At 39.5% G+C, this 19,811-nt stretch carries 16 protein-coding genes; all 16 read right to left on the minus strand.

Going from position 1 to position 19,811, the window contains the following annotated elements; all coding sequences use genetic code 11:
* Positions 1–28: 28 nt before the first annotated feature.
* The 16 genes from ACLV7W_RS07145 to ACLV7W_RS07220 all read right to left on the minus strand — a co-directional run bounded on the left by ACLV7W_RS07145 (position 29) and on the right by ACLV7W_RS07220 (position 19,747).
* Entirely contained in the window at positions 29–5,986 is a 5,958-nt protein-coding gene (locus tag ACLV7W_RS07145; protein ID WP_411865691.1) for a ZmpA/ZmpB/ZmpC family metallo-endopeptidase, read from the minus strand.
* Between the two features lie 2 nt (positions 5,987–5,988).
* On the minus strand, positions 5,989–6,552 hold the full coding sequence (locus tag ACLV7W_RS07150; RefSeq protein ID WP_411865692.1) for a TIGR01440 family protein: 564 nt from the start codon (positions 6,550–6,552) through the stop codon (positions 5,989–5,991).
* Positions 6,553–6,666: 114 nt separating this feature from the next.
* Positions 6,667–8,358 (minus strand): cache domain-containing sensor histidine kinase, encoded by a 1,692-nt coding sequence (locus ACLV7W_RS07155; RefSeq protein WP_411865693.1) that lies wholly within the window; start codon positions 8,356–8,358, stop codon positions 6,667–6,669.
* The gene (locus ACLV7W_RS07160) at positions 8,355–9,092 is read right to left on the minus strand and encodes a response regulator transcription factor (RefSeq protein ID WP_084886926.1); all 738 of its coding nucleotides are present in this window, start codon (positions 9,090–9,092) and stop codon (positions 8,355–8,357) included. Before ACLV7W_RS07160 ends, ACLV7W_RS07155 begins: the two co-directional genes overlap by 4 nt.
* Positions 9,093–9,162: 70 nt before the next feature.
* Entirely contained in the window at positions 9,163–10,275 is a 1,113-nt protein-coding gene (gene msrB, locus ACLV7W_RS07165; RefSeq protein ID WP_261047447.1) for a peptide-methionine (R)-S-oxide reductase MsrB, read from the minus strand.
* A gap of 9 nt (positions 10,276–10,284) precedes the next feature.
* Positions 10,285–10,848: a redoxin family protein gene (locus ACLV7W_RS07170; RefSeq protein ID WP_411865694.1), complete on the minus strand. Its 564-nt coding sequence runs from the start codon at positions 10,846–10,848 to the stop codon at positions 10,285–10,287.
* 13 nt (positions 10,849–10,861) lie between these two features.
* Positions 10,862–11,572, minus strand: a complete 711-nt coding sequence (gene ccdA2 / locus ACLV7W_RS07175) for a thiol-disulfide oxidoreductase-associated membrane protein CcdA2 (protein WP_411865695.1) — start codon at positions 11,570–11,572, stop codon at positions 10,862–10,864.
* Positions 11,573–11,744: 172 nt separating this feature from the next.
* The gene (locus tag ACLV7W_RS07180) at positions 11,745–12,287 is read right to left on the minus strand and encodes a GNAT family N-acetyltransferase (protein ID WP_084864713.1); all 543 of its coding nucleotides are present in this window, start codon (positions 12,285–12,287) and stop codon (positions 11,745–11,747) included.
* Positions 12,288–12,444: 157 nt separating this feature from the next.
* A complete protein-coding gene (gene nadE / locus ACLV7W_RS07185; protein WP_033685355.1) occupies positions 12,445–13,269 on the minus strand; it encodes an ammonia-dependent NAD(+) synthetase in 825 nt (274 codons plus the stop codon).
* On the minus strand, positions 13,266–14,726 hold the full coding sequence (locus ACLV7W_RS07190; RefSeq protein WP_033685356.1) for a nicotinate phosphoribosyltransferase: 1,461 nt from the start codon (positions 14,724–14,726) through the stop codon (positions 13,266–13,268). Before ACLV7W_RS07190 ends, nadE begins: the two co-directional genes overlap by 4 nt.
* A gap of 114 nt (positions 14,727–14,840) precedes the next feature.
* Entirely contained in the window at positions 14,841–15,329 is a 489-nt protein-coding gene (locus ACLV7W_RS07195; RefSeq protein ID WP_261069988.1) for a DUF6773 family protein, read from the minus strand.
* Positions 15,319–15,528 carry a helix-turn-helix transcriptional regulator gene (locus ACLV7W_RS07200; RefSeq protein ID WP_001107500.1) on the minus strand — a complete coding sequence of 70 codons (210 nt, stop codon included), beginning with the start codon at positions 15,526–15,528 and terminating at the stop codon, positions 15,319–15,321. The genes ACLV7W_RS07195 and ACLV7W_RS07200 overlap by 11 nt, the downstream gene beginning before the upstream one ends.
* A gap of 371 nt (positions 15,529–15,899) precedes the next feature.
* Positions 15,900–16,628, minus strand: coding sequence for a hypothetical protein (locus ACLV7W_RS07205; protein ID WP_411865696.1), 729 nt, complete (start codon positions 16,626–16,628; stop codon positions 15,900–15,902).
* Between the two features lie 15 nt (positions 16,629–16,643).
* Positions 16,644–17,489 (minus strand): ABC transporter ATP-binding protein, encoded by an 846-nt coding sequence (locus ACLV7W_RS07210; protein WP_080977898.1) that lies wholly within the window; start codon positions 17,487–17,489, stop codon positions 16,644–16,646.
* 382 nt (positions 17,490–17,871) lie between these two features.
* On the minus strand, positions 17,872–18,282 hold the full coding sequence (locus tag ACLV7W_RS07215) for a GNAT family N-acetyltransferase (RefSeq protein ID WP_125455103.1): 411 nt from the start codon (positions 18,280–18,282) through the stop codon (positions 17,872–17,874).
* Between the two features lie 100 nt (positions 18,283–18,382).
* Positions 18,383–19,747: an amino acid permease gene (locus tag ACLV7W_RS07220; protein ID WP_060627822.1), complete on the minus strand. Its 1,365-nt coding sequence runs from the start codon at positions 19,745–19,747 to the stop codon at positions 18,383–18,385.
* Between the last annotated feature and the right edge of the window lie 64 nt (positions 19,748–19,811).

Consider the following 19,811-nt stretch of genomic DNA (forward strand, 5'->3'; position numbering starts at 1 on the left):
ACCTTTTTACTCATCTATTTAATACAATTTATGCTTTAAAAAGATTTCCTGTGAATCCATCAGTATTCTTAAGAAGTGCTTTAAAGACTTTTGATTTAAGCTCTACAGTTTTAGCTGTTCCTCCACCTGCTAGATCAGCCTCAACCGCCTTATCAAATAAGGCTTTTAGTTCAGCATAATTGGTAATTTGTTTACCATCAATCTCAATGACAGCAAATCCTTTTTCACCTTTTGCTTTCACTTCTTTAAAGTATTCTTTCTTCCAATCTTCAAGGTTAGTGAATCTTCCATTAGACACTTTCTTGATAATGAAGTCATCACCTAACATCTTATTATTTTCTTTATTAGCTGCATCTTGATACTTACTAGAAGCATATCCAACAAATCCATTCTCATATCCGAAGTAACCCCACATACGGAATGTATTGTGTTTAAAGGATGCCGCACCAGGAGCACCAGTACTTGTATTTCCACCATAGATACCAGTCATCATGTTCATATTGACATAAGCAGACCCAAAGTCCGTTGGATTATAAGTACCATCACCAGGAGCACCATGTTTCGTCATTAGGTTATTAGTAATTAAATCATCAATAGTATTGATTGCTACTTTTTTCTCATCCTCTGTCAACTCACGAATTTTATCGAACTGATGACCTGAATTTCCACTACGATATTGTCGATCCATTTTCTTGAACCAGCGACTCGTATTTCCATTTAACTGCGGTAATACAGCATCAGCCTCAAGATGATCTAACATCATAAGGGCATCATTATAGTTCTTCATGTAGTGATCGATTTGTTCACGAGTTTGTAATTTGTCAGGATCCGGGTTATACCACTGATTTCCATCATTTGGACGATGATAAGCCATATTAATCCCTAATGCTCCATATTCACCATTTGAAGTTGATTTATCAGGCGTTTGTAACATACCCTGCGCGTACGCTTCAAGATCTGTACCTTGACGATGTCCATGACCACCAAGATATGCCATACGGTCATTTACGTGAGTTGTTTCATGTGTAAATGCTGAAATACCAAAGTCCTCTAACATATTTGTTACCATGAAGAAAACTTGTTCATCTTCATATGGTTTTGCATAGACTTTAGCCATCGCTCCCATATTCCAATTAATTTGATGCCATCTATCTGTTGGTCCAAATAACTCACGAATCGGTGTCGCTACCTTCCCATCTTTACCATATCCACGACGATTAGCATCCTTAATACCCGCATAAGCTTGATTATCCCATACAGGTGTAGGAACCATATTTTGGCTCTTAAGTAGTCTATCTCGAACATTCGGAAGTGCAAGACGTGACCAGAAGTCTAAGTATGTTTGTTGAGCTTTAGCTACATAATTGATACGTTCCTTGAACGCTTCACGTTCAGCTTCTGTATTTTTACCATATTTTTCAAATGAACTATAAGCCATAGTATTATAGGTTGAAATCATAAAGATATGTGCTTTCTTCAAGTTCAATAATGGTAAAATCATACGTGCATGCATATTATTATTCAGACCATCAAAGACACGATGACGTTTATTTTTTAAATCTGGATTTGTTGTTTCAGGTTCTACAACATAAACATTTTTCGCTGAGTGAATAAACCAGTCGTTAAGATCTGTATCATTTGTGAAGAGACGCATATTATAATCTAAGAAACTACGTAAATCACCTTTACCAGTGTCTCCTGCAATAATTTCACGGTATGCATCTTGAGTTCTATCACCCTTTAAGTTCTTTTCTTGCGAGCCAATTCGAATCAATCTGTCAATAACACTTGGTGTCGTACCATAGAAGTCTGGTTTAAACATCATCATATTCTTAATGTTCAAGTCACCATATTCAATTCCATAATAACGATTGAGGTAAGTAAGTGCCATCATAATTTTAGCTTTATTATCTTCTACTTTCTTAAGAAGTGCTTTTATGGCTGCCTCATCACCATTTAACTGATGATCTTCATTTTCAACAAGAGCTTTTACTAATTTATCAAGATTTCCTTTTACTTCTGCGAAACTTTCTTCTAAATATAATGCTCCAACATTACCTGTTATCGCACGAACTTCAGGAGATTCAAGAGTAATCGTATCTAATTTCGCTTTAACATCACTTAGTAATTGAACACGGTCTTTAACCACCATATTTGGTGTGTAAACGACATCTCCTAAATCTGTAATACCATATTCTTTTACTTGTTCTACGTTTGATGTAGGCTTAGGTGATACAGCTTTTTCTTCTTTCGTACCATCAGCATAATGAATCATAATCTTATCAACATCTGATAAATCAGTTACAAATTGTCCATCTTTCATACCTGTAACTGATAATACTTCAGTCGTCAACAATTTAGAACCAGCAGGAATTTTATTCCCTTGATTGATAATCCATTCTTTATTATAGAACGGTTGAATTTTTTCAATATTACGGTATGCAAGCTCACGAGATACGTCATAATCTTGAGTAGATTTGTAAGTATCTGCTTTTGTTGCCTTATGGTTTAACTTATCTACAAAATGTTCAGTTATTGTATATTCATGTGCAGTAATTCCCATTTTAGCAATTCTGGCATCGGCTTCTTCTTGGGAAATACCCTTCCAACGACTAGAGCGAGAATATGATTGTTTACCTTCACTTACACCATTAACGAATACATTATTATTTCGAACCCAGTTTGCACCAAAGTAATCATCATCCTCTGCATCACGAGAACCGTAAAGAATCTCACCACCATTCTTCACTTTCATCATGGTAACGTTATTTTCAGCAAGTCCCCACGACCAGTTAGAATGAAGCAGACCACCTGTTTCAAGAGGTTCTTTCACATCAATCGTACCTTTTGCCACGGAATTCTTCAGACGTCCCCATGCACTAACGTCCATTGGGTTATCACCGTGATTCAATTTAGCAACAAGGCCACCGACCTTAGCTTTATTCCCTTTAATATATGCATCAATGTAAGAGTTGTCTGTGTTACTTCTCCAGCTTTCGCTAACAAGGCCACCAGACCACCATCCTGCATTACCTACACTTGTAATATTACCAATAAAGGCTACATTACGCATATTGGATTCATCCAGTTTATTGACCATACCAGTAACATCATTGTTACCTACAACATTACCTGTTACTTTAATGTTTTCAATCGTTGACTTTTTAAACATCTCACCAAGCGGTGCTGTCTTATTAGCCCAAGGCATGTTGATATCGACATTACCTAGATTGAAGTCATGAATATGAGCGTTTTCAACTCGGTTGAATAGTGGACGCGCTAGGTTATGAATTGTAAAGCGGTTATCCCCATCACTAGACAACTTACCTTTAAACGTTCCTGTTACATACTGTTTACTTGGTGTTGGAACATTGGCAGCATTCAAATCTGCACCAAGTTTAAACTCACCAGTTGGGTCTTTTTGCATATCCTCAATGAGTTCTTTAAAGTTGTAATAGACATTTCCAATCTTTGGTAATTGTTTTTCAAAGTAATGTACATACTCTTCGCTTAGTGTATCATCAGCTCTACGTTGAACTAAGTCTGGAGCTTTTGCTACAACTTTGTACAATGTTTTTCCGTCTTTTTCTACTTCTTCAATCTTGTCAACGGCAAGTCTTGTAACTTTGTTGTCATGAGTTGTAACTCGTAGGTAAAGCGGAGCAACATCAGCTGGTTTTTCTGTAAGCAAACTAGTATCTGTTTCGTTTCCATCAGCGTCCACACTCATCAAGCTTGTTTCTTTGATGTTTTTGATTTCAACTTTTTTAAGGTCTAACTGAATTTCTTTATCTTCTAATGTTTCAGTTTCTTCGCCTTCACCTCGATCATAGACCATGGTTGTGGATAGTGTGTAGCCTTGATAATATTTTAAGTTATCTAAGGTAGCGTTTAAGTTATTTTCAGCCACCGTTACTTCTTTAACAAGTTGTCCAGTCTTATCTTTCAGAGCTACTTTAATCGATTTAATTTCTACTCCAGCTGGTTTATTCAATGTATAAGTAGCTGTAGCACTCTTCTTCAAGACATCTTTTTCTGTTTTAGCCCATTCTAAGATTGGTTTTTCTAAACCTTTTGTACCTTTTTTGATAATCTCATCTTGAGGTTGTTCAATTACTGTTTCCTTAACTATTGGAGCTTCATTTGTTTTTTCTCCACGAATTGTTTTATAAGTTTCAGTAATTTGTTTCTTACCCTCTACACCTTTTTGAACTACTTGTCTTGTTCCGCGTTTTAAAGTGTCATCTTCTTGTTCTTTTGTTTCAAAAGGAATGACTTCTTCTCTTGTTTCAACTGTTGTTCCTTCAAGTGGTTTTGTTCCTTTTTTAACTACTTTAGAAACGACAGGAGTTTTCACTTCTGTAGTTGTAGAAACAACTTTATCTGTCTCTACACCTTCCACTGTTTCATAAGTTGTTTTCGTAACTTGAATTCCTTTAGAACCTGTACGTTCAACTACTTCTTCATCCACATATTTTGTGTCATCAGGAACTAATTCTGTTGTGAAATCTAATTCACTTTCAGTAGATTTCTCAACTGTACCAGTTGTTACTTTATATTCTGGATTTGCTGGTTGCTCTGTAGCTTGTCCTTCTTTTCCTGTTTCTTGTGTTCCCTTAGTTGAAACTGGTTCTGTATATTCAGGAAGTTCTGGCTGTACTAAAGCTTGACCTGCCTTACCTTCCTCTTGTGTGCCTTTTACTTCTACTGGAGCTTCTGGCATTTCAGGTTGTGTTAATGATTGGCCTGCTTTATCTTCCTCTTGAGTTCCTTTTGCTTCTACTGGAGCTTCTGGCATTTCTGGCTGCGTTAAGGCTTGACCTTCTTTGCCTTCTTCTTGAGTTCCTTTTGCTTCTACTGGAGCCTCTGGCAATTCAGGTTGCGTTAAGGATTGTCCTGTCTTACCTTCTTCTTGTGTACCTTTAGCTACTTGGTGACTTGGTTCAGCTTGTGGTACTGGAGTTGGAGCAGGTTGCACCTCTTTCTTAGTTCCGACTGCAATGACTTGCGACACAGGATTTTGGACTACTTGCTTTTTGATAACTTCTCTAACTTCTTGACCATTGACCATCGATACTTTAATTACAAGACGACGCTGACCATTTACTCCAGCTATGACAATACGAGTCTCTCCTTCTGCTAGATTCGCATCTGGACTTGTGACCGTTTCAAAAGGAATCTCCACCAAGCTCTCTTCCTGTCTTGTCTGAGGCTTCTCAGAAACGGGGTTTTCTTCAATAGCAGGAGCAACTGGATTTTGTACTAGAGGTTTCTCGACAACAGTTTCAGGAGTGACAGCAGGTCTTTCTTGAACGACTTCAGTTTTCTCATTTTCTTTTGAACTTTGCTTTTCTACTGGCAACTGAGGCTGTTCAGTTGAAGCTGGTCTTGATGGATGGAGTTCTGCTTCCTTGAAGTAACCAATGTATTCATAGCCATCAATGTGGATAATCCCTTCAGCCAAGCCTTCATGTGTAGAGGCTGAAATAGTTTGGTTATAAGAAAGCAATTCTTTATTTTCAAATGCGAATGTCCCATAAGGTACAAAGGTGCTGGCTCCTAAAGAACCAATCAAGAGAACACCTAGGACTTCTTTACGACCTTTTTTGGACACCAAAAAGACTGCTAGAGAAGCCGTTGCCAAGCCAAGGCCTGCTAGAGCTAGCTCCTTACTTCCTGTGTATGGAAGTTGTTGACTGTTAGTTGCTTTCTTGCGATAAACTACATAAAGAATATCATCATCTTGAAATTCTGTAGGAACTTCATGGTGAATCAGAGCTTTTTCAGACTCAGTCAATTCCTGCTCTGCCAAATAACGGTAATGAACGCTATGAGCACCACCGATTTCATTTGCTTGCACCTTATCTACTGAAAAGGTACTAGCACCAAAAAGGAAGGCCCCGATGGCTACAGGACCTACCCCAACAGTGAGCTTACGAATGGAATATTTGGTAATTTTTTCTAGTTGTTGTTTTGTTTTTTTCATTCTCACGACTTTCTAATAGAATCTTGTGGATAATGCGCACGCGCACCTCCGATTAATTTTGGACGGCTAGCAAGAGCCGTTACATGGGCATGGCCAATTTCTCTCAAAAGAGGGCGAATCGGAACCTGAACATGCTTAACATGCATGCCAATTGCAGTGTCTCCGATATCCAATCCAGCATGAGCCTTGATAAATTCAACTTCAACTGGATCTTGCATAAACTTGAAGGCTGCCAACTGGCCAGAACCTCCTGCATGGAGAGTAGGAAGGACGCTGACCATTTCCAGACCAAACTGCTCTGCCACCTGACGTTCAACGACGAGGGCCCGATTGACATGTTCACAACCTTGAACGGCTAGATGAATTCCATTTTCTTCTAGGATATCTAGGATAGTCTTCACAATGATTTCGCCAATTTCTTGGCTGGATTCCTTGCCAATCTGACCACCTATCACCTCACTAGAAGAAAGGCCCAAAACAAAGATGGATCCCTGCTTCAAATTGGCCTTTTCTAATACATCTTCAACAATCTGGCTTGTTGCTCTTTGAATATCTTTTTCCTTCATACTTGATACCTCTTTTGTCATTATCTATCATATCGTTTTTTCTACGTTTTAGCAAGATAGACAACCTAGAAAGCTTGCCCAATTACGCATAAAACTCCCAGAATTGACTGGGAGTTAGCTAGTTTCTATTCCATTTATGTATATTTCAACCGTCGTCCCTTTTGAAGGTACAGAATCAATCTTCATCTGATAGTTGTCTCCAAAATGAAGTTTGAGCCGTTGGTCAACATTTTGAAGGCCAACTCCCCCACGTTTGAGCTGACTTTGACTACTATCGCTAGTAGCTTGGAAACCAACACCATCATCCTCAATGCGGATGACTAGTCCTGAATCCTTTTTCTGGACAGAAAGTTTAATATGGCCCTGACCTTCCTTTTCCTTGATGCCATGATAAAGAGCATTTTCTACTAGAGGTTGTAACACCAGCTTGGGTAAGACTAGATTATCAAAGTCAGGATCTTCAGCAATTTCATATTCCAGCTTATCGCCATAGCGTTGTTTCTGGATAAAGAGGTACTGGCGGACATGGTTGATTTCGTCAGACAGGCAAATCAAATCTTTACCCTGATTGAGCGCCAAGCGGAAGTAGGTAGCCAAGGACTTGGTCACCTGCACCACACGCTGACTATCCTGAAATTCAGCCATCCAGATGATGGTGTCCAAGGTATTATAAAGGAAATGCGGATTAATCTGGCTCGATAGGGCTTGAAGTTGGTACTGACGGGTCGTTTCTTCCTGCCTGCGAATATCTGCCATCAGCTGATCAATCTGATCCAGCATGGCATTGAACTGACGAGACACTTCTCTCAGTTCATAGGCACCATCTTCCTTGGCACGCAGATTCTGATTACCAGAAGCAATCTCCAGCATGGTTTCTCTCAAGTCATTCAGAGGAGCAATCCAGCGTTTAAGACTAAGCCACACCAAGCAGAGACAGGCAAGAAGAGATGTGAAACTGGCTCCAAGCAAGGTCCACAAGAGTTGATTCCTAACCTTGTCTAACTTCTCCAACGAAGACACACCAAGCACCGTCCAATCAGTTCCAGCAATCCTTTCCTGACTGACGTAGGATTTGTGATCTGGAGTATAGCCCTGCCCTGTCTCAATGTATGGTTTCATAGCCTCCATTTCGCTAGACGAACTATAAACTGTGTGTTGAGGATGATAAACAAATTCATGGTTTTCATTGATGATAAAGGCAAAGCCCTGCTGCCCCAACTGGAGTTGGTTAAGATAGGCTTCCAGAGTTTCATAGGAAATATCCAAACGAAGCACGCCCAGATTAGCTCCCTTTGCATCAACAAGTTCTTGAGTGACAGAAATGACCCACTGACTATCTAATTTACGAGCTGGTGTCAAAACTGGCTTAGCCCCCTGATGAATGGCCTTTTGATACCATTCTTCAGCCATCATATCTGAGGAGGTTTTCATTTGCACACTATCATCTGTAGAAATGACCTGACCAGACTTGGTTACCAGCACAACAGCTTTCAAGTCTTGGTCTGCCTTTAAGATGGTCAAAAATAGATTTCGGATTCCCTCTACCTTGTCTGGACTGGGATTCTTAGCATAGGCTAGGACATCCGTCTGCTGGGTCAAACTAGTCGAGGTGGTTTCTAATTTTTTGATATAAGACTGGATAAAGTGGCTAGTCTGACTGATAGTCGTTTGACTATTGCCCTCAATGCTAGCCTCAATGGATGATGAACTAGATTGATAGTAGAAAGTCCCAACCAGAGCTAGGAGAATGAGAAAGACCAGAAAGATGGAAATAACCATTCTGACTAGGAGAGAAGAACGCTTCATCGACCTTCCCCCTTCTTAAACTGACGAGGTGTCACACCTGCAATCTGTTTAAAACGTTGGGTAAAGTAATTCATATCTTCAAAGCCAACCTTTTCTGCGATCTCATAAATCTTTAGATCTGTAGTTAAAAGCAAAAGCTTGGCTTGTTTGACACGTTCTCGCACCAGATAATCCTGAAAAGGCAGTCCCAACTCTTTCTTAATCAAAGAACTCAGATAAGTCGGACTAAAGCCCAAGTCACTGGCCAAAGACTTTAAACTAAATTGACTGTCATCAAGATGAGACTGGATTTTCTGAGCCATATTTCCCTCAAACTTATCAGTCAATAGATCTTGTAACTGCTCTTCTTTCTCTTCTTTGTCCAACTTTTGCTTGATTTTCCACAACATTTCCTCAATATCCTGACGAGAAAAGGGCTTGAGCAGGTAGTCATCTACACCAAGTTTGACTGCAGACAAGGCATAATCAAAATCATCGTAGCCGGTCAAAAAGACCAAATGTACCTGAGGATAGGTTTCTCGGACTAGACTGGCCAACTGGATGCCATTCAGCTGAGGCATATTGATATCGGTTAAAATGATATCTGGCACCTGTTTTTGAATCAATTCCCAAGCCTGCCTTCCATTTTCAGCCTGACCGATGATTTCCATATCGTAGGCTGCTACATTGACCAGCTTGGTCAAGCCTTGTCTTACTAGATATTCATCCTCTACGATTAAGATTGTGTAGGTCATGCTCTGCTCCTTTGTCACTTACTAGTATCAGTATAGCAAAATTCTCCTCTAACTGCTTAGGAAAGACTTCTTAATCGACATAATCTAGTAAATAGGCATAGCCTTTTTCTTCCATTTGGTCTTTAGGAATAAAGCGGATAGAGAGACTATTGATACAGTAGCGCAAGCCTCCCTTGTCCTGTGGTCCATCCGTAAAGACATGACCAAGGTGAGAATCTCCAACTCGGCTCCGCACTTCCATGCGCGTCATATTGTAGGACTTATCTTCCTTGTAAGTGGCAACATCTGGACTGATGGGTTGGGTAAAACTAGGCCAGCCACAACCAGACTCAAACTTATCCTTTGATGAAAAGAGGGGTTCGCCAGTTGCTACATCCACATAGATACCAGATTCAAATTTATCCCAGTAGCGGTTTGAAAAAGCTCGTTCTGTTTGATTTTTCTGGGTAACTGCATACTCCTCAGGTGACAAGGTCTTCTTCAATTCCTCATCACTTGGTTTGGGATATTTGCTGGCATCGATGACGGGATAGGCCGCCTGATTGACATTGATATGACAGTAGCCATTTGGATTTTTCTTGAGGTAGTCTTGGTGATAATCCTCAGCCACCACAAAATTCTTCAAGGGCTCCTTTTCAACTGCTAAAGGTTGGTCGTATTTCTTAGCAACTTCATCAAAGACTTGGTTGATTACTTCCAAATCCTTGTCATCTGTGTAATAAACACCAGTACGGTACTGGGTCCCCACATCATTTCCTTGTTTATTTTTGCTGGTTGGATTGATAATGCGGAAGTAATGAAGCAGGATTTCCTTGAGGGAAATTTGTTTGGCATCATAGGTAACATGGACGGTTTCCGCATGTCCTGTTTGGTTAATCAATTCGTACTTGGTTGTTTCCCCTCTACCGTTTGCATAGCCTGAAACGGCATCTGTCACTCCGGGAACGCGTGAGAAGTATTCCTCCACTCCCCAGAAACATCCTCCAGCTAGATAAATTTCATGCAAATCTGCATCTTTACTCACTTCTGTTTTTTTCACTGTTTTTCCTCCTTGGCTAACTGATGCTTTCTCAATTTGCGAGCTATCTGTCTGCCCTGCATTTCGCATCAATAGAAAATAGAAACCGGTTATGGCTAGGAAAAAAATCCCTGCCAAGACAAAAAGTTTTACTTTATCATTCATGACCTTTCTCTACCCCATTTCTTTCAATTCTTTTAAAATCATATCCTTATCCATAAAACCTGGTTGCGTTTTGACCAGCTTGCCTTCCTTGTCTATAAAGGCTTGAGTTGGGTAAGAACGGACACCATAACTTTCCAAAAGTTTTCCGGACGGGTCAATTAGGACTGGGAAATTTTTATAATCCAAGCCCTTGTACCAGTTCTTGAAGTCAGCTTCTGCTTGTTCCCCCTTATGTTCCGGTGACACTACCGTCAAAACTACATAGTCATCACCAGCATCCTTAGCAATTTCATCCGTATCTGGAAGACTGGCTAGACAGATGGAACACCAAGAAGCCCAGAATTTGAGATAGACTTTCTTACCCTTGTAATCAGACAAGCGGTAGGTCTTGCCATCTACTCCTGTCAGTTCGAAATCAGCAACTGCCTGACCTTTAGTCGCAGTTTGCGCACTGACTTGTTCTGTTTTCGTTTGCTCCTTCATAGTAGCTTCGTCTGACATATTTTTAGCCGAACAGGCTGCCAAACAACAGATTGAGCCGACTCCAAGGAGACATGTTTGCCATTTTTTCATTTCTTTTTCCTCTCTATTCAAATAATGTAGTCAAAATGGAAGCATTTCCCAAAAGCACCAAGATTCCCATCACGATAATGAGGAAACCACCCACTTTTTTGAGTTTTCCTAGATAAGGATGGAGTTTTCGGAAATGTTTCAAAACATAGCTGGAGGCTAGAGCTAGAACCAAAAATGGTAGCGCCAAGCCCAGCGTGTAAATCAACATGAGAGCAGCTCCCTGCCAAGCACCTGAGCCACCTGAAGCCGCTAAAGCCAAAACAGAGCCAAGAACCGGCCCCACACAAGGCGTCCAAGCAAAACTAAAGGTCAATCCCAGTAAAAATGCCTGACTATAGCCGTTACCCTTTTGCTCTTGTCTCTTTAATTGTAGCCTTCTTTCCTTGTAGAGTCCTTTCAAATGTAAGACTTCCATCTGGTGCAAGCCCAAGAGAATGATAACCGCACCCGTCACATACTGAAACCAAGAGGCATACAAAAGGTCTCCTAAAAAACCAGCTCCATAGCCTAGTAAGATAAAAACAAAGGAAATCCCTATTATAAAAGCTAGAGTTCGCAATAAACTAACAAGTGAGATTGAAAATTTGCCACTAGAAGCCTGGGCACCATCTTTATCATCCAACAAGACCCCTGCATAAACCGGTAACAAGGGTAAGATACAAGGAGAAAAGAAGGAGAGAATTCCAGCAAGAAAAACACTGATAAAAAAGATTATATTATCCATTGCTTTCCTCCATTCTTTGATTTGATAGGACTATTATAGCCCCAAAACTCAAGAAAAAACATGGACAATGATAGGGAAAAATAGGAATTTAATCAGATTATGTAAAAAATGTTGCAAAAAAAGCCAGACAAAGTCTGACTTTGATGGAAACTGAAAAGAAAATTCACTATTCTTACCTACTTATCTGATAATAAATAAGGTCCACAAGATAGCCTTTTCTCTCTACACCATTGGTAATAGTCTTGAGATAGGACATTCCAGCCTTCTCCATGACACGACCTGAAGCTGGATTAAGACTAGCATATCGTGCTCTGACATCTTGAAAACCTGCTTGAGTAAAACAAAAGTCCAAGACAGCTTTCAAAGCCTCTGTCATCATACCATGACCCCAGTATTTCTTGCCTAGCACATAGCCAATTTCACAAGAAAAATCGTTCTCATCTATTGTAACGATGCTGATATCTCCTATCACCTGTTCCGGGTTTTCTTTGAGACAAATGGCCCATTTGTAATAGTTGGGATTAGCATAAGAATCAACCCAATTACGAATCGAGTTTCGAGTCACATCGACATCAGGATGAGGATCCCAAGTGACGTAGGTTAAATTTTCAGCGGACGAAGCCCAATTCTGAAACATGGCTTCTGCATCACTTTCCACAAATCTTCTCAAAATCAAACGTTCTGTCTGTAACATTTGCGTACCGATAGATTTCATTACGCTACCTCACTTTCTGATAGATGATTCTCTGCCCAACCTCAATTTAAATTTACTTTGCTTTTTAATTTCAAGGTAATAAGCTAAAAAGGTCTCTCGGACCTTCTCTCACTTTCTTATTTCAAGGTGAGAGGCTGAAAACCTCCACTGGAGGTTTTCACTCCCAAAAATCATCAAATACGGTGATGGGTAAGTGGCGTTTGTGTTGGCCTTTGTACCACCAGTTTTCGATTCTTGCTTGGGCTTCTGGGCTGATTGTTTTGCCTTCTAGGTAGTCGTCAATCTCTTCATAAGTGACTCCGAGGGCTACTTCGTCAGCTAGACCTGGTTTGTCTTCTTCTAGGTCTGCTGTTGGGATTTTTTCATAAAGTGCTGGGTCTGCACCAAGTTCCTTCAATAGTTGTTTTCCTTGGCGTTTATTGAGGCGGAACAGGGGTAAAATATCCGCACCACCGTCACCAAACTTGGTAAAAAAGCCTGTGATATTTTCCGCAGCATGGTCTGTTCCAATGACCGCTCCACTATGGGCACCAGCAAGGGCATACTGAGCAATCATACGGCAACGAGCCTTGATATTGCCCTTGTTAAAATCTGAAACAGGACTACCTGTCGCTTCAACTGCAGCTGTCATAGCATCTGCAGACTCCTTGATATTCACCACTAAACTGATATCTGGCTGAATGAAGGCTAGGGCTTTTTGAGCATCTGCTTCATCAGCTTGCACTCCATATGGCAGGCGGACTGCGATAAATTTGTAGCTGTCATCTCCCGTTTCTGCTCGCAGTTCTTCCATGGCCAGTTGAGCCAAACGTCCTGCTAAGGTTGAGTCTTGTCCCCCAGAAATCCCTAGTACAAAGGTCTTTAGGAAGGGATGTTTTTTCAAGTATCTTTTTAAGAAATCAATAGAACGACGGATTTCTTCCTGGGCATCAATCACTGGTTTGACACCCAGTTCTTGGATAATCGTTTCTTGCAAACTCATTCTTCTTCTCCTTCGCCGAGGGCTTCCTTGCGCATTTTGTCAATCAAGTCCATCTTGTCTTGCCATACATCACGCGCCAAATCCACTGGATAATGTTGCGGATTGAGTACGCGCTTGTACTCATCCCAAAGCTTGTCAAATTCCTTACGAGCATAATCCTGAATCTCAGTCAAGCTAGGCAGGTTGTAAATCAATTTTCCGTCTTTGAAGATATCCACTAAGAGAGGAACGGCATCAAAATTACGAACCGTCTTCTTGATGTAGGTATAGGTCGGATGGAACATTTTGATTTCCGTCATGTCACTCACATCCACACCGTCATAAGTGATATAATCGCCTTCTGACTTGCCTTTTTCACGACTGGTAATGCGCCACACCTGCTTCTTACCTGGCGTAGACACTTTTTCCGCATTATTAGACAGCTTGATCGTATTGCGCATCTGACCATTTTCATCTTCGATGGCCACAATCTTATAAACTGCCCCAAGAGCTGGCTGGTCATAGGCTGTAATCAGCTTTGTACCCACGCCCCAGACATCAATCTTGGCTTTTTGCATCTTGAGGTTGAGGATGGTATTTTCATCTAGATCATTAGAAGCATAAATCTTAGCCTCTGTAAATCCAGCCTCGTCCAATTGCTGACGAACTTTCTTGGAAATGTAGGCAATATCCCCTGAGTCAATCCGCACACCCATAAAGTTAATCTGGTCACCCAGCTCACGCGCCACTTGAATGGCAGCGGGTACCCCAATGCGAAGGGTGTCATAGGTGTCCACAAGAAAGACACAGTTTTTGTGGGTCGCAGCGTAAGCCTTGAAAGCTTCATAGTCGTTACCATAAACCTGTACCAAGGCATGGGCGTGAGTCCCCAAGACAGGAATATCAAAGAGTTTACCAGCACGCACGTTGCTGGTTCCATTGGCTCCACCAATCACCGCTGCGCGTGTTCCCCAGATAGCCGCATCCATCTCTTGCGCCCGACGTGTCCCAAACTCCATTAAAGGTTCATCTTCAATGACTGAACGAATACGAGCTGCCTTAGTCGCCACCAAGGTCTGGTAGTTGACGATGTTCAAAAGAGCCGTTTCGACCAACTGACATTGTGCTAGAGGGCCTTCCACCTGCACAATCGGTTCATTAGCAAAGACCAAGTCCCCTTCTTGGGCAGAACGAACGGTCAACTCCAACTTGAAATTGCGAAGGTAATCCAAGAATGCCCCATGATAGCCTAGAGACTCCAAATAGGCAATATCACTATCTGAAAAACGCAGGTCTTCAAGATAACTCACAATTCTTTCCAAACCTGCAAAAACCGCATAGCCGTTCTTAAAAGGCTGCTGGCGGAAATAAACCTCAAAGACCGCCTTTTTATTGTGAATCCCTTGGTCAAAGTAAACCTGCATCATGTTAATCTGGTACAAGTCCGTGTGCAATGTCAAACTATCATCTGGATACATACTTTTCCTACTTCCTTAGCTAGAAACCCATAAAAATTTTCAAAAACTTTCATGTATTCCAATAAATTAGTACTATTATATCACATTTAGCTGGATTGAGAAAAGAGTAACAAGCTATTCTCCACTCTCCAGTTCATCCATGTCTTGCTCAAATTTTTTCTGAGCCCATTCACCATAACTCTTCAGACCAAGATTGCCAATAAAGACCCAGGGAAGGTAAAAGACATATGTAATGACCCAAGCAGACAAGTATTTAAAGTTCAAAGGATTGTGCTGATAAATTTCGATATTGAATTGATAATTCTGCAACATCAAAAGAGCTGTAATCGCCAAGGTTAGAAAAAAACAACCCAAAATCGTAAAATGAAAACGACTATAATAGGTCACTCCCAGATAACGGGCACGATTAAAAAAGAAGAAAATTCCTACTATCAGTGTATACACTAGAAAATTCGGATTAAAAAGAGAGGGAGCTAATACAGCCACCAAATAGCTTAGAAGCACAAGCACAATAAAGAGGGAAAAGGATTCTGCCCCAGCTTTATTGATTAGTTGTTCTTCTCTTTCGTCAAGTAATTGATAATGAATGAATTTATTTACCATCTTCTTCCTCCCAAAATAGTTGGTCTAGGGTTTTCCCTAAACATCTGCAAATGGACTGGCAGAGCGAGAGACTGGGATTGTATTTGCCCGCCTCTATTAGACCAATAGTCTGGCGCGTCACACCGACAGCCTCTGCCAGTTGACCTTGTGTTAAATCAAGCTCTACCCGAGCTAATTTTAATTTTAAATTTTTAGCCACCTGCGTCCTCCTAATAATTTTAATACTCATCTACTCTTAAAAAATCCAAAACTAACACAAGCTGTCAGCTATTATTATAAGCTCATTAATTATCACTCCAATATTATCTTCAGCCTAAAATCAGTATGTTGGATTGTTTGAAATAAACTCCCTAGCTGGCTATTTAGTATTAGCTTTAGTAGAATCTTTTAAACGAGTTTTTATTGCTTGTACTTCTTGTTTAGTTTAGTTGGTTTCATATTACTATTATATAATGCTTTTGGAAATGAGTCTAGTATAAGTCAAAAACGTGGTGAACAGCAAGAGAAGGAGCATACCAAGATGACTGATTTTTTGCTGGTTTTAAGTATGCAAAATAATACTAAACGAAACTAAAATGAATACTTCTTGCTTTTCTTGAGAGTGAAAAAGTACAATAAAATGATTGTAGTGATTACCACAAGATACTGACTAATAGACATCGTATTTGAAGCCACAAATACAGGTAAAGAATAAAAAGGAAGAAGTTCAATTGCTTTGATAAACAAATCATTACTAGTATTCATCATAATCGTATTTAATATATTAGGGACAAAGAGTAGTAAAGCTACTAAAATACCAAATACCAAGCCACTTTTCAATTTGTATAAATAGAAAATGTAAGATAATAGAAAATAAAATAGGACTAACAAAATTGTATTGACTACAATGGCTACTATAAAATCTAAACCTAAATCACCTGGAACACCCAATTTACTTACGATGACTAGTAACACAATACCATTCAAAGCATAAATAATGGAAACTGAGATGGCATATAGAAAATTAGACAAGACGTAAATCATCCGATTCTTCTGTTGATTATAAAACAAACTGATTGTATTATGAGAAAAATCTCTACTAATGACTCGGTTAGCATGTATGACAGCCATTAACATACCGAGCATAGCATAAAAATTTGAAATATGCTTAATACCAAGTGATGTCCCTTGAGTCTTTAGAATAAAGAATGTAACCAGTATCGGCGGTATAAACGAGATAATCAATCCGAGATATATTACGCCTGATGAATATAAATCTCTTATATTTTCCTTAAGAAAATTCAATTTATTTAATTTCATGATTATAACCTTCCTTTATTTTGAACGATTTAGATAAATATCTTTAAGCGTCTCTTTTTTAGTTTCAAAATCAACTACTTTAATAGAGTTTTCGTTAAAAAATTTAAAAAGCTCACTACTTTGAATATTCCCAGACATAGTAATTTTCAGTCCCTCTTCCTGAACAATATCCCCAAATTCTTGTTTGGTAAGGAAAATGTCTTTATCTGTAGCTGATGAAAAAGCTATCTCAAACAAGCAATTATGTCTATCTTTTCCTACTTTTTGGAATGTCAAAAGCCCGTTCTCCAAGAAAAGGACCCTCTCACAAATTTCTTCAATATCTTCTAATTTATGACTCGATATTAAAATTCCCACATTTTCATGTAAAGCTAAGTTTTTTAGAACTGCTAAAACTATTTGTGATGATTCAATATCTAAACCATTAGTCGGTTCATCTAAAATCAATATATCAGGTTCCGTAACGAGAGTTAGAAGCAAAGCTAATTTTTGTTTTGTACCTAAAGAATAGGTCTTTACTTTTTTATTAATAGACTGAGTCAAATCTAACTCTTGGATCAAACTTCCAAATCTTTCTTTATTGTAGTCAACACCATATAAATTTGACAAATATTTTAAATTCTCTAAACCTGTTTTAGATAAAAATAATTTTGGTTCTTCGATTAAATACCCAACATTATCACTACTTATAATATTCCCTGAAGTCGGTTGATTATTCTGAACAAGAATTTTCATCAATGTACTCTTGCCAACTCCGTTTCTCCCTACTAGACCAACAATTTCACCCTTATTAAGTGCAAAATTTATATCTTTGAGAATGATTGAATGAGCATAATGCTTACTTACATTTATAACTTCCATTTTTTATTCCTCCATTAACATTCTTGGTTTTCTCTTTGATTCTCATTAATTTTAAAAAGTTGCGCCTCTTTTTAACAACATTATATCATATATCTAACTTAATGCAATATATAAATGTCATTTTGTAAAATTTTATTAACAAAAAACTCTCTACCACCTAAATGATAGAGAGTTTTCTGCTTATTCAATTTTCTCAAAACATCTACAGCATCGTAGGATTTCACATCTAATGTCTTAGCTACGACTGTATTGTCCTCAATATCGTCTAGAAAGACACAATTTGTAGATTATAACTGCTACTTATCGATAGTTACTCATATCCATTAGTCCACCTCCATACTTATGTCAAGCCCCCTCTTTACTTTATGATTTCATATTCTCCTTACAAATCTTTTTGGTAATAAAATCTTTTTCCTGTGTAGGGATAGTCTTGTAAGGTAAAAACTTCCTTGTAGCCATGCATTTTATAAAAATCTGGAGCTTGAAACTGGTAAGTATTAACAAAAGCAAAACGACAGTTTCGATTCTTTGCTTCAGTTTCTGCTTGCTGCAATAATTTTGAACCGATTCCTTGCCCTCTCAGTTCCTCTTTTACAAACAAATATTCGATTTCCAACCAATTTCCAAAAGTCTCTGCTATCAAACCTGCCAGGAGATTGCCCTTTTCATCTTCGACATAAAGATTAAGTGGCTCACTTTCAGATTCTTCTCTTTTTGAACGGTTATAAACACGAATCAGATTCCCTATTTCTTGTGATTTATGGGATTCTTTATTTTCCAATCTAAAGTACATCTAAACCTCCTCGAAAACTGATACAGCTTGATTATAGTCTTATTTCAATAGACTGTCAAACTAGCAAAAACTCACCAACCTGAGTTGATGAGTTTCAAATCTATTTTCTAAATTTCCACTGGCTGTAAATCCCAAAACCGATAATCCAGATAGCTGAACCGATTGCTCCGACAAATGTAGACTCTTGTAAAAAGAGAGTTACAAAGACAAAGGCAAAGAAGAGCATGGTTAAGGGATTTAGGAAACGATAATGGGGCATGAGATAGCCGTCCGCCATAAAGTCCTGTGACTTGCGGTATTTAAGGTGAGCCACCATAATCAAGATATAAATGGCGATATAGACACCTGATGATGATGCCGTAATCAAGGCAAAGGCATCCGACACACCTGGCAAGATGTTGATAAAGGCTGCTAGGGCAATCAAGATTGCTGAGGCAATGATGGCATTTTGTGGCACGTTGTGGCGAGAGAGAGTATCTGCCTTAATTGCTTTTAGGAAGCGATTTGGCGAATCATGGGCAATCTGATACAAATGACGACCTGTTGAGTAGAGAGTTGAGTTAAGGGCAGATGCTGCTGACGTCAAGACGACAAAGTTAATCAAGGCTGCTGCCCACTTGACACCTGCCAATTCAAATACTGTAACAAAGGGAGAATCAGCCGATGCAAGTTCACGCCACGGAATGATAGCCATGATGGCTAAGAGAGCACCTCCATAGAAAAAGGCGATACGCAAAGGAATTTCCTTAACGGCTTTTGGCAAGACCTGACGTGGATTTTTTGTTTCTGAAGTCGTTACCCCGATAAACTCAATCATGAGATAGGCAAAGAAAACCATCTGGAAGGCCATGACAAAGTTAACTCCACCATTAGGAAATAGTGAGAAATTGTCGGCGATATTAGCCAAACTTGCTACTCCATGTGGTGTCTTAAAGCCTGTCAAGACCATAAAGACTCCTGTGGCAATCATAGCTAAAATAGCCACAATCTTGACCATAGCAAACCAAAACTCAACTTCCCCAAAAAGTTTCACCGCAATCAAATTGACCAAGGCTAGAATAGTCAAAAATCCAATCTCAATCATCCAACTTGGCCAGCTAGGGAACCAGAACTGAACATAGTGAGAGATGGCTGTGATTTCCGCCATACCGATAAAGACAACAGATAACCAGTAAGACCAAACCGAGAAATAACCCCATCCCTTACCCAAATGGCGCGTGATAAAGTTGATAAAGGTATGTTGCTCAGGATCCTGATAGAGCATTTCCCCAACCGCACGCATCATGAGGAACATAAAAGCCCCAGTAATCATATAAATCAGCACAATGGAAGGACCTGTTAGGCTGATAGAGCGACCTGCTCCCAAAAAGAGTCCTGTTCCAATTGTTCCTGCAATGGCCATAACCTGCACGTGACGATTGGTCAGACCACGCTCCATCTTATTTTTTTTCTTCTTTGAACTCATATCGTCTCCAATTCAATTTAAAATGGAAAAAGGAGTGAGTGAAGCGCATTGCCTCCCCACTCCT

Origin of the sequence: Streptococcus mitis, assembly GCF_965111735.1 — a bacterium.
Classification (GTDB): Bacteria; Bacillota; Bacilli; order Lactobacillales; family Streptococcaceae; genus Streptococcus; species Streptococcus mitis_DR.

Excerpts from the sequence above, each read along its gene's own strand:
- ACLV7W_RS07145 (WP_411865691.1), bottom strand. The coding sequence starts at position 5,986 with ATGAAAAAAACAAAACAACAACTAGAAAAAATTACCAAATATTCCATT.
- ACLV7W_RS07210 (WP_080977898.1), bottom strand. The coding sequence starts at position 17,489 with ATGGAAGTTATAAATGTAAGTAAGCATTATGCTCATTCAATCATTCTC.
- msrB (WP_261047447.1), bottom strand. The coding sequence starts at position 10,275 with ATGAATGATAAAGTAAAACTTTTTGTCTTGGCAGGGATTTTTTTCCTA.
- ACLV7W_RS07155 (WP_411865693.1), bottom strand. The coding sequence starts at position 8,358 with ATGAAGCGTTCTTCTCTCCTAGTCAGAATGGTTATTTCCATCTTTCTG.
- ACLV7W_RS07215 (WP_125455103.1), bottom strand. The coding sequence starts at position 18,282 with ATGTACTTTAGATTGGAAAATAAAGAATCCCATAAATCACAAGAAATA.
- ccdA2 (WP_411865695.1), bottom strand. The coding sequence starts at position 11,572 with ATGGATAATATAATCTTTTTTATCAGTGTTTTTCTTGCTGGAATTCTC.
- ACLV7W_RS07190 (WP_033685356.1), bottom strand. The coding sequence starts at position 14,726 with ATGTATCCAGATGATAGTTTGACATTGCACACGGACTTGTACCAGATT.
- ACLV7W_RS07170 (WP_411865694.1), bottom strand. The coding sequence starts at position 10,848 with ATGAAAAAATGGCAAACATGTCTCCTTGGAGTCGGCTCAATCTGTTGT.
- ACLV7W_RS07220 (WP_060627822.1), bottom strand. The coding sequence starts at position 19,747 with ATGAGTTCAAAGAAGAAAAAAAATAAGATGGAGCGTGGTCTGACCAAT.
- ACLV7W_RS07150 (WP_411865692.1), bottom strand. The coding sequence starts at position 6,552 with ATGAAGGAAAAAGATATTCAAAGAGCAACAAGCCAGATTGTTGAAGAT.
- ACLV7W_RS07205 (WP_411865696.1), bottom strand. The coding sequence starts at position 16,628 with ATGAAATTAAATAAATTGAATTTTCTTAAGGAAAATATAAGAGATTTA.
- ACLV7W_RS07160 (WP_084886926.1), bottom strand. The coding sequence starts at position 9,092 with ATGACCTACACAATCTTAATCGTAGAGGATGAATATCTAGTAAGACAA.
- nadE (WP_033685355.1), bottom strand. The coding sequence starts at position 13,269 with ATGAGTTTGCAAGAAACGATTATCCAAGAACTGGGTGTCAAACCAGTG.
- ACLV7W_RS07180 (WP_084864713.1), bottom strand. The coding sequence starts at position 12,287 with ATGAAATCTATCGGTACGCAAATGTTACAGACAGAACGTTTGATTTTG.
- ACLV7W_RS07195 (WP_261069988.1), bottom strand. The coding sequence starts at position 15,329 with ATGGTAAATAAATTCATTCATTATCAATTACTTGACGAAAGAGAAGAA.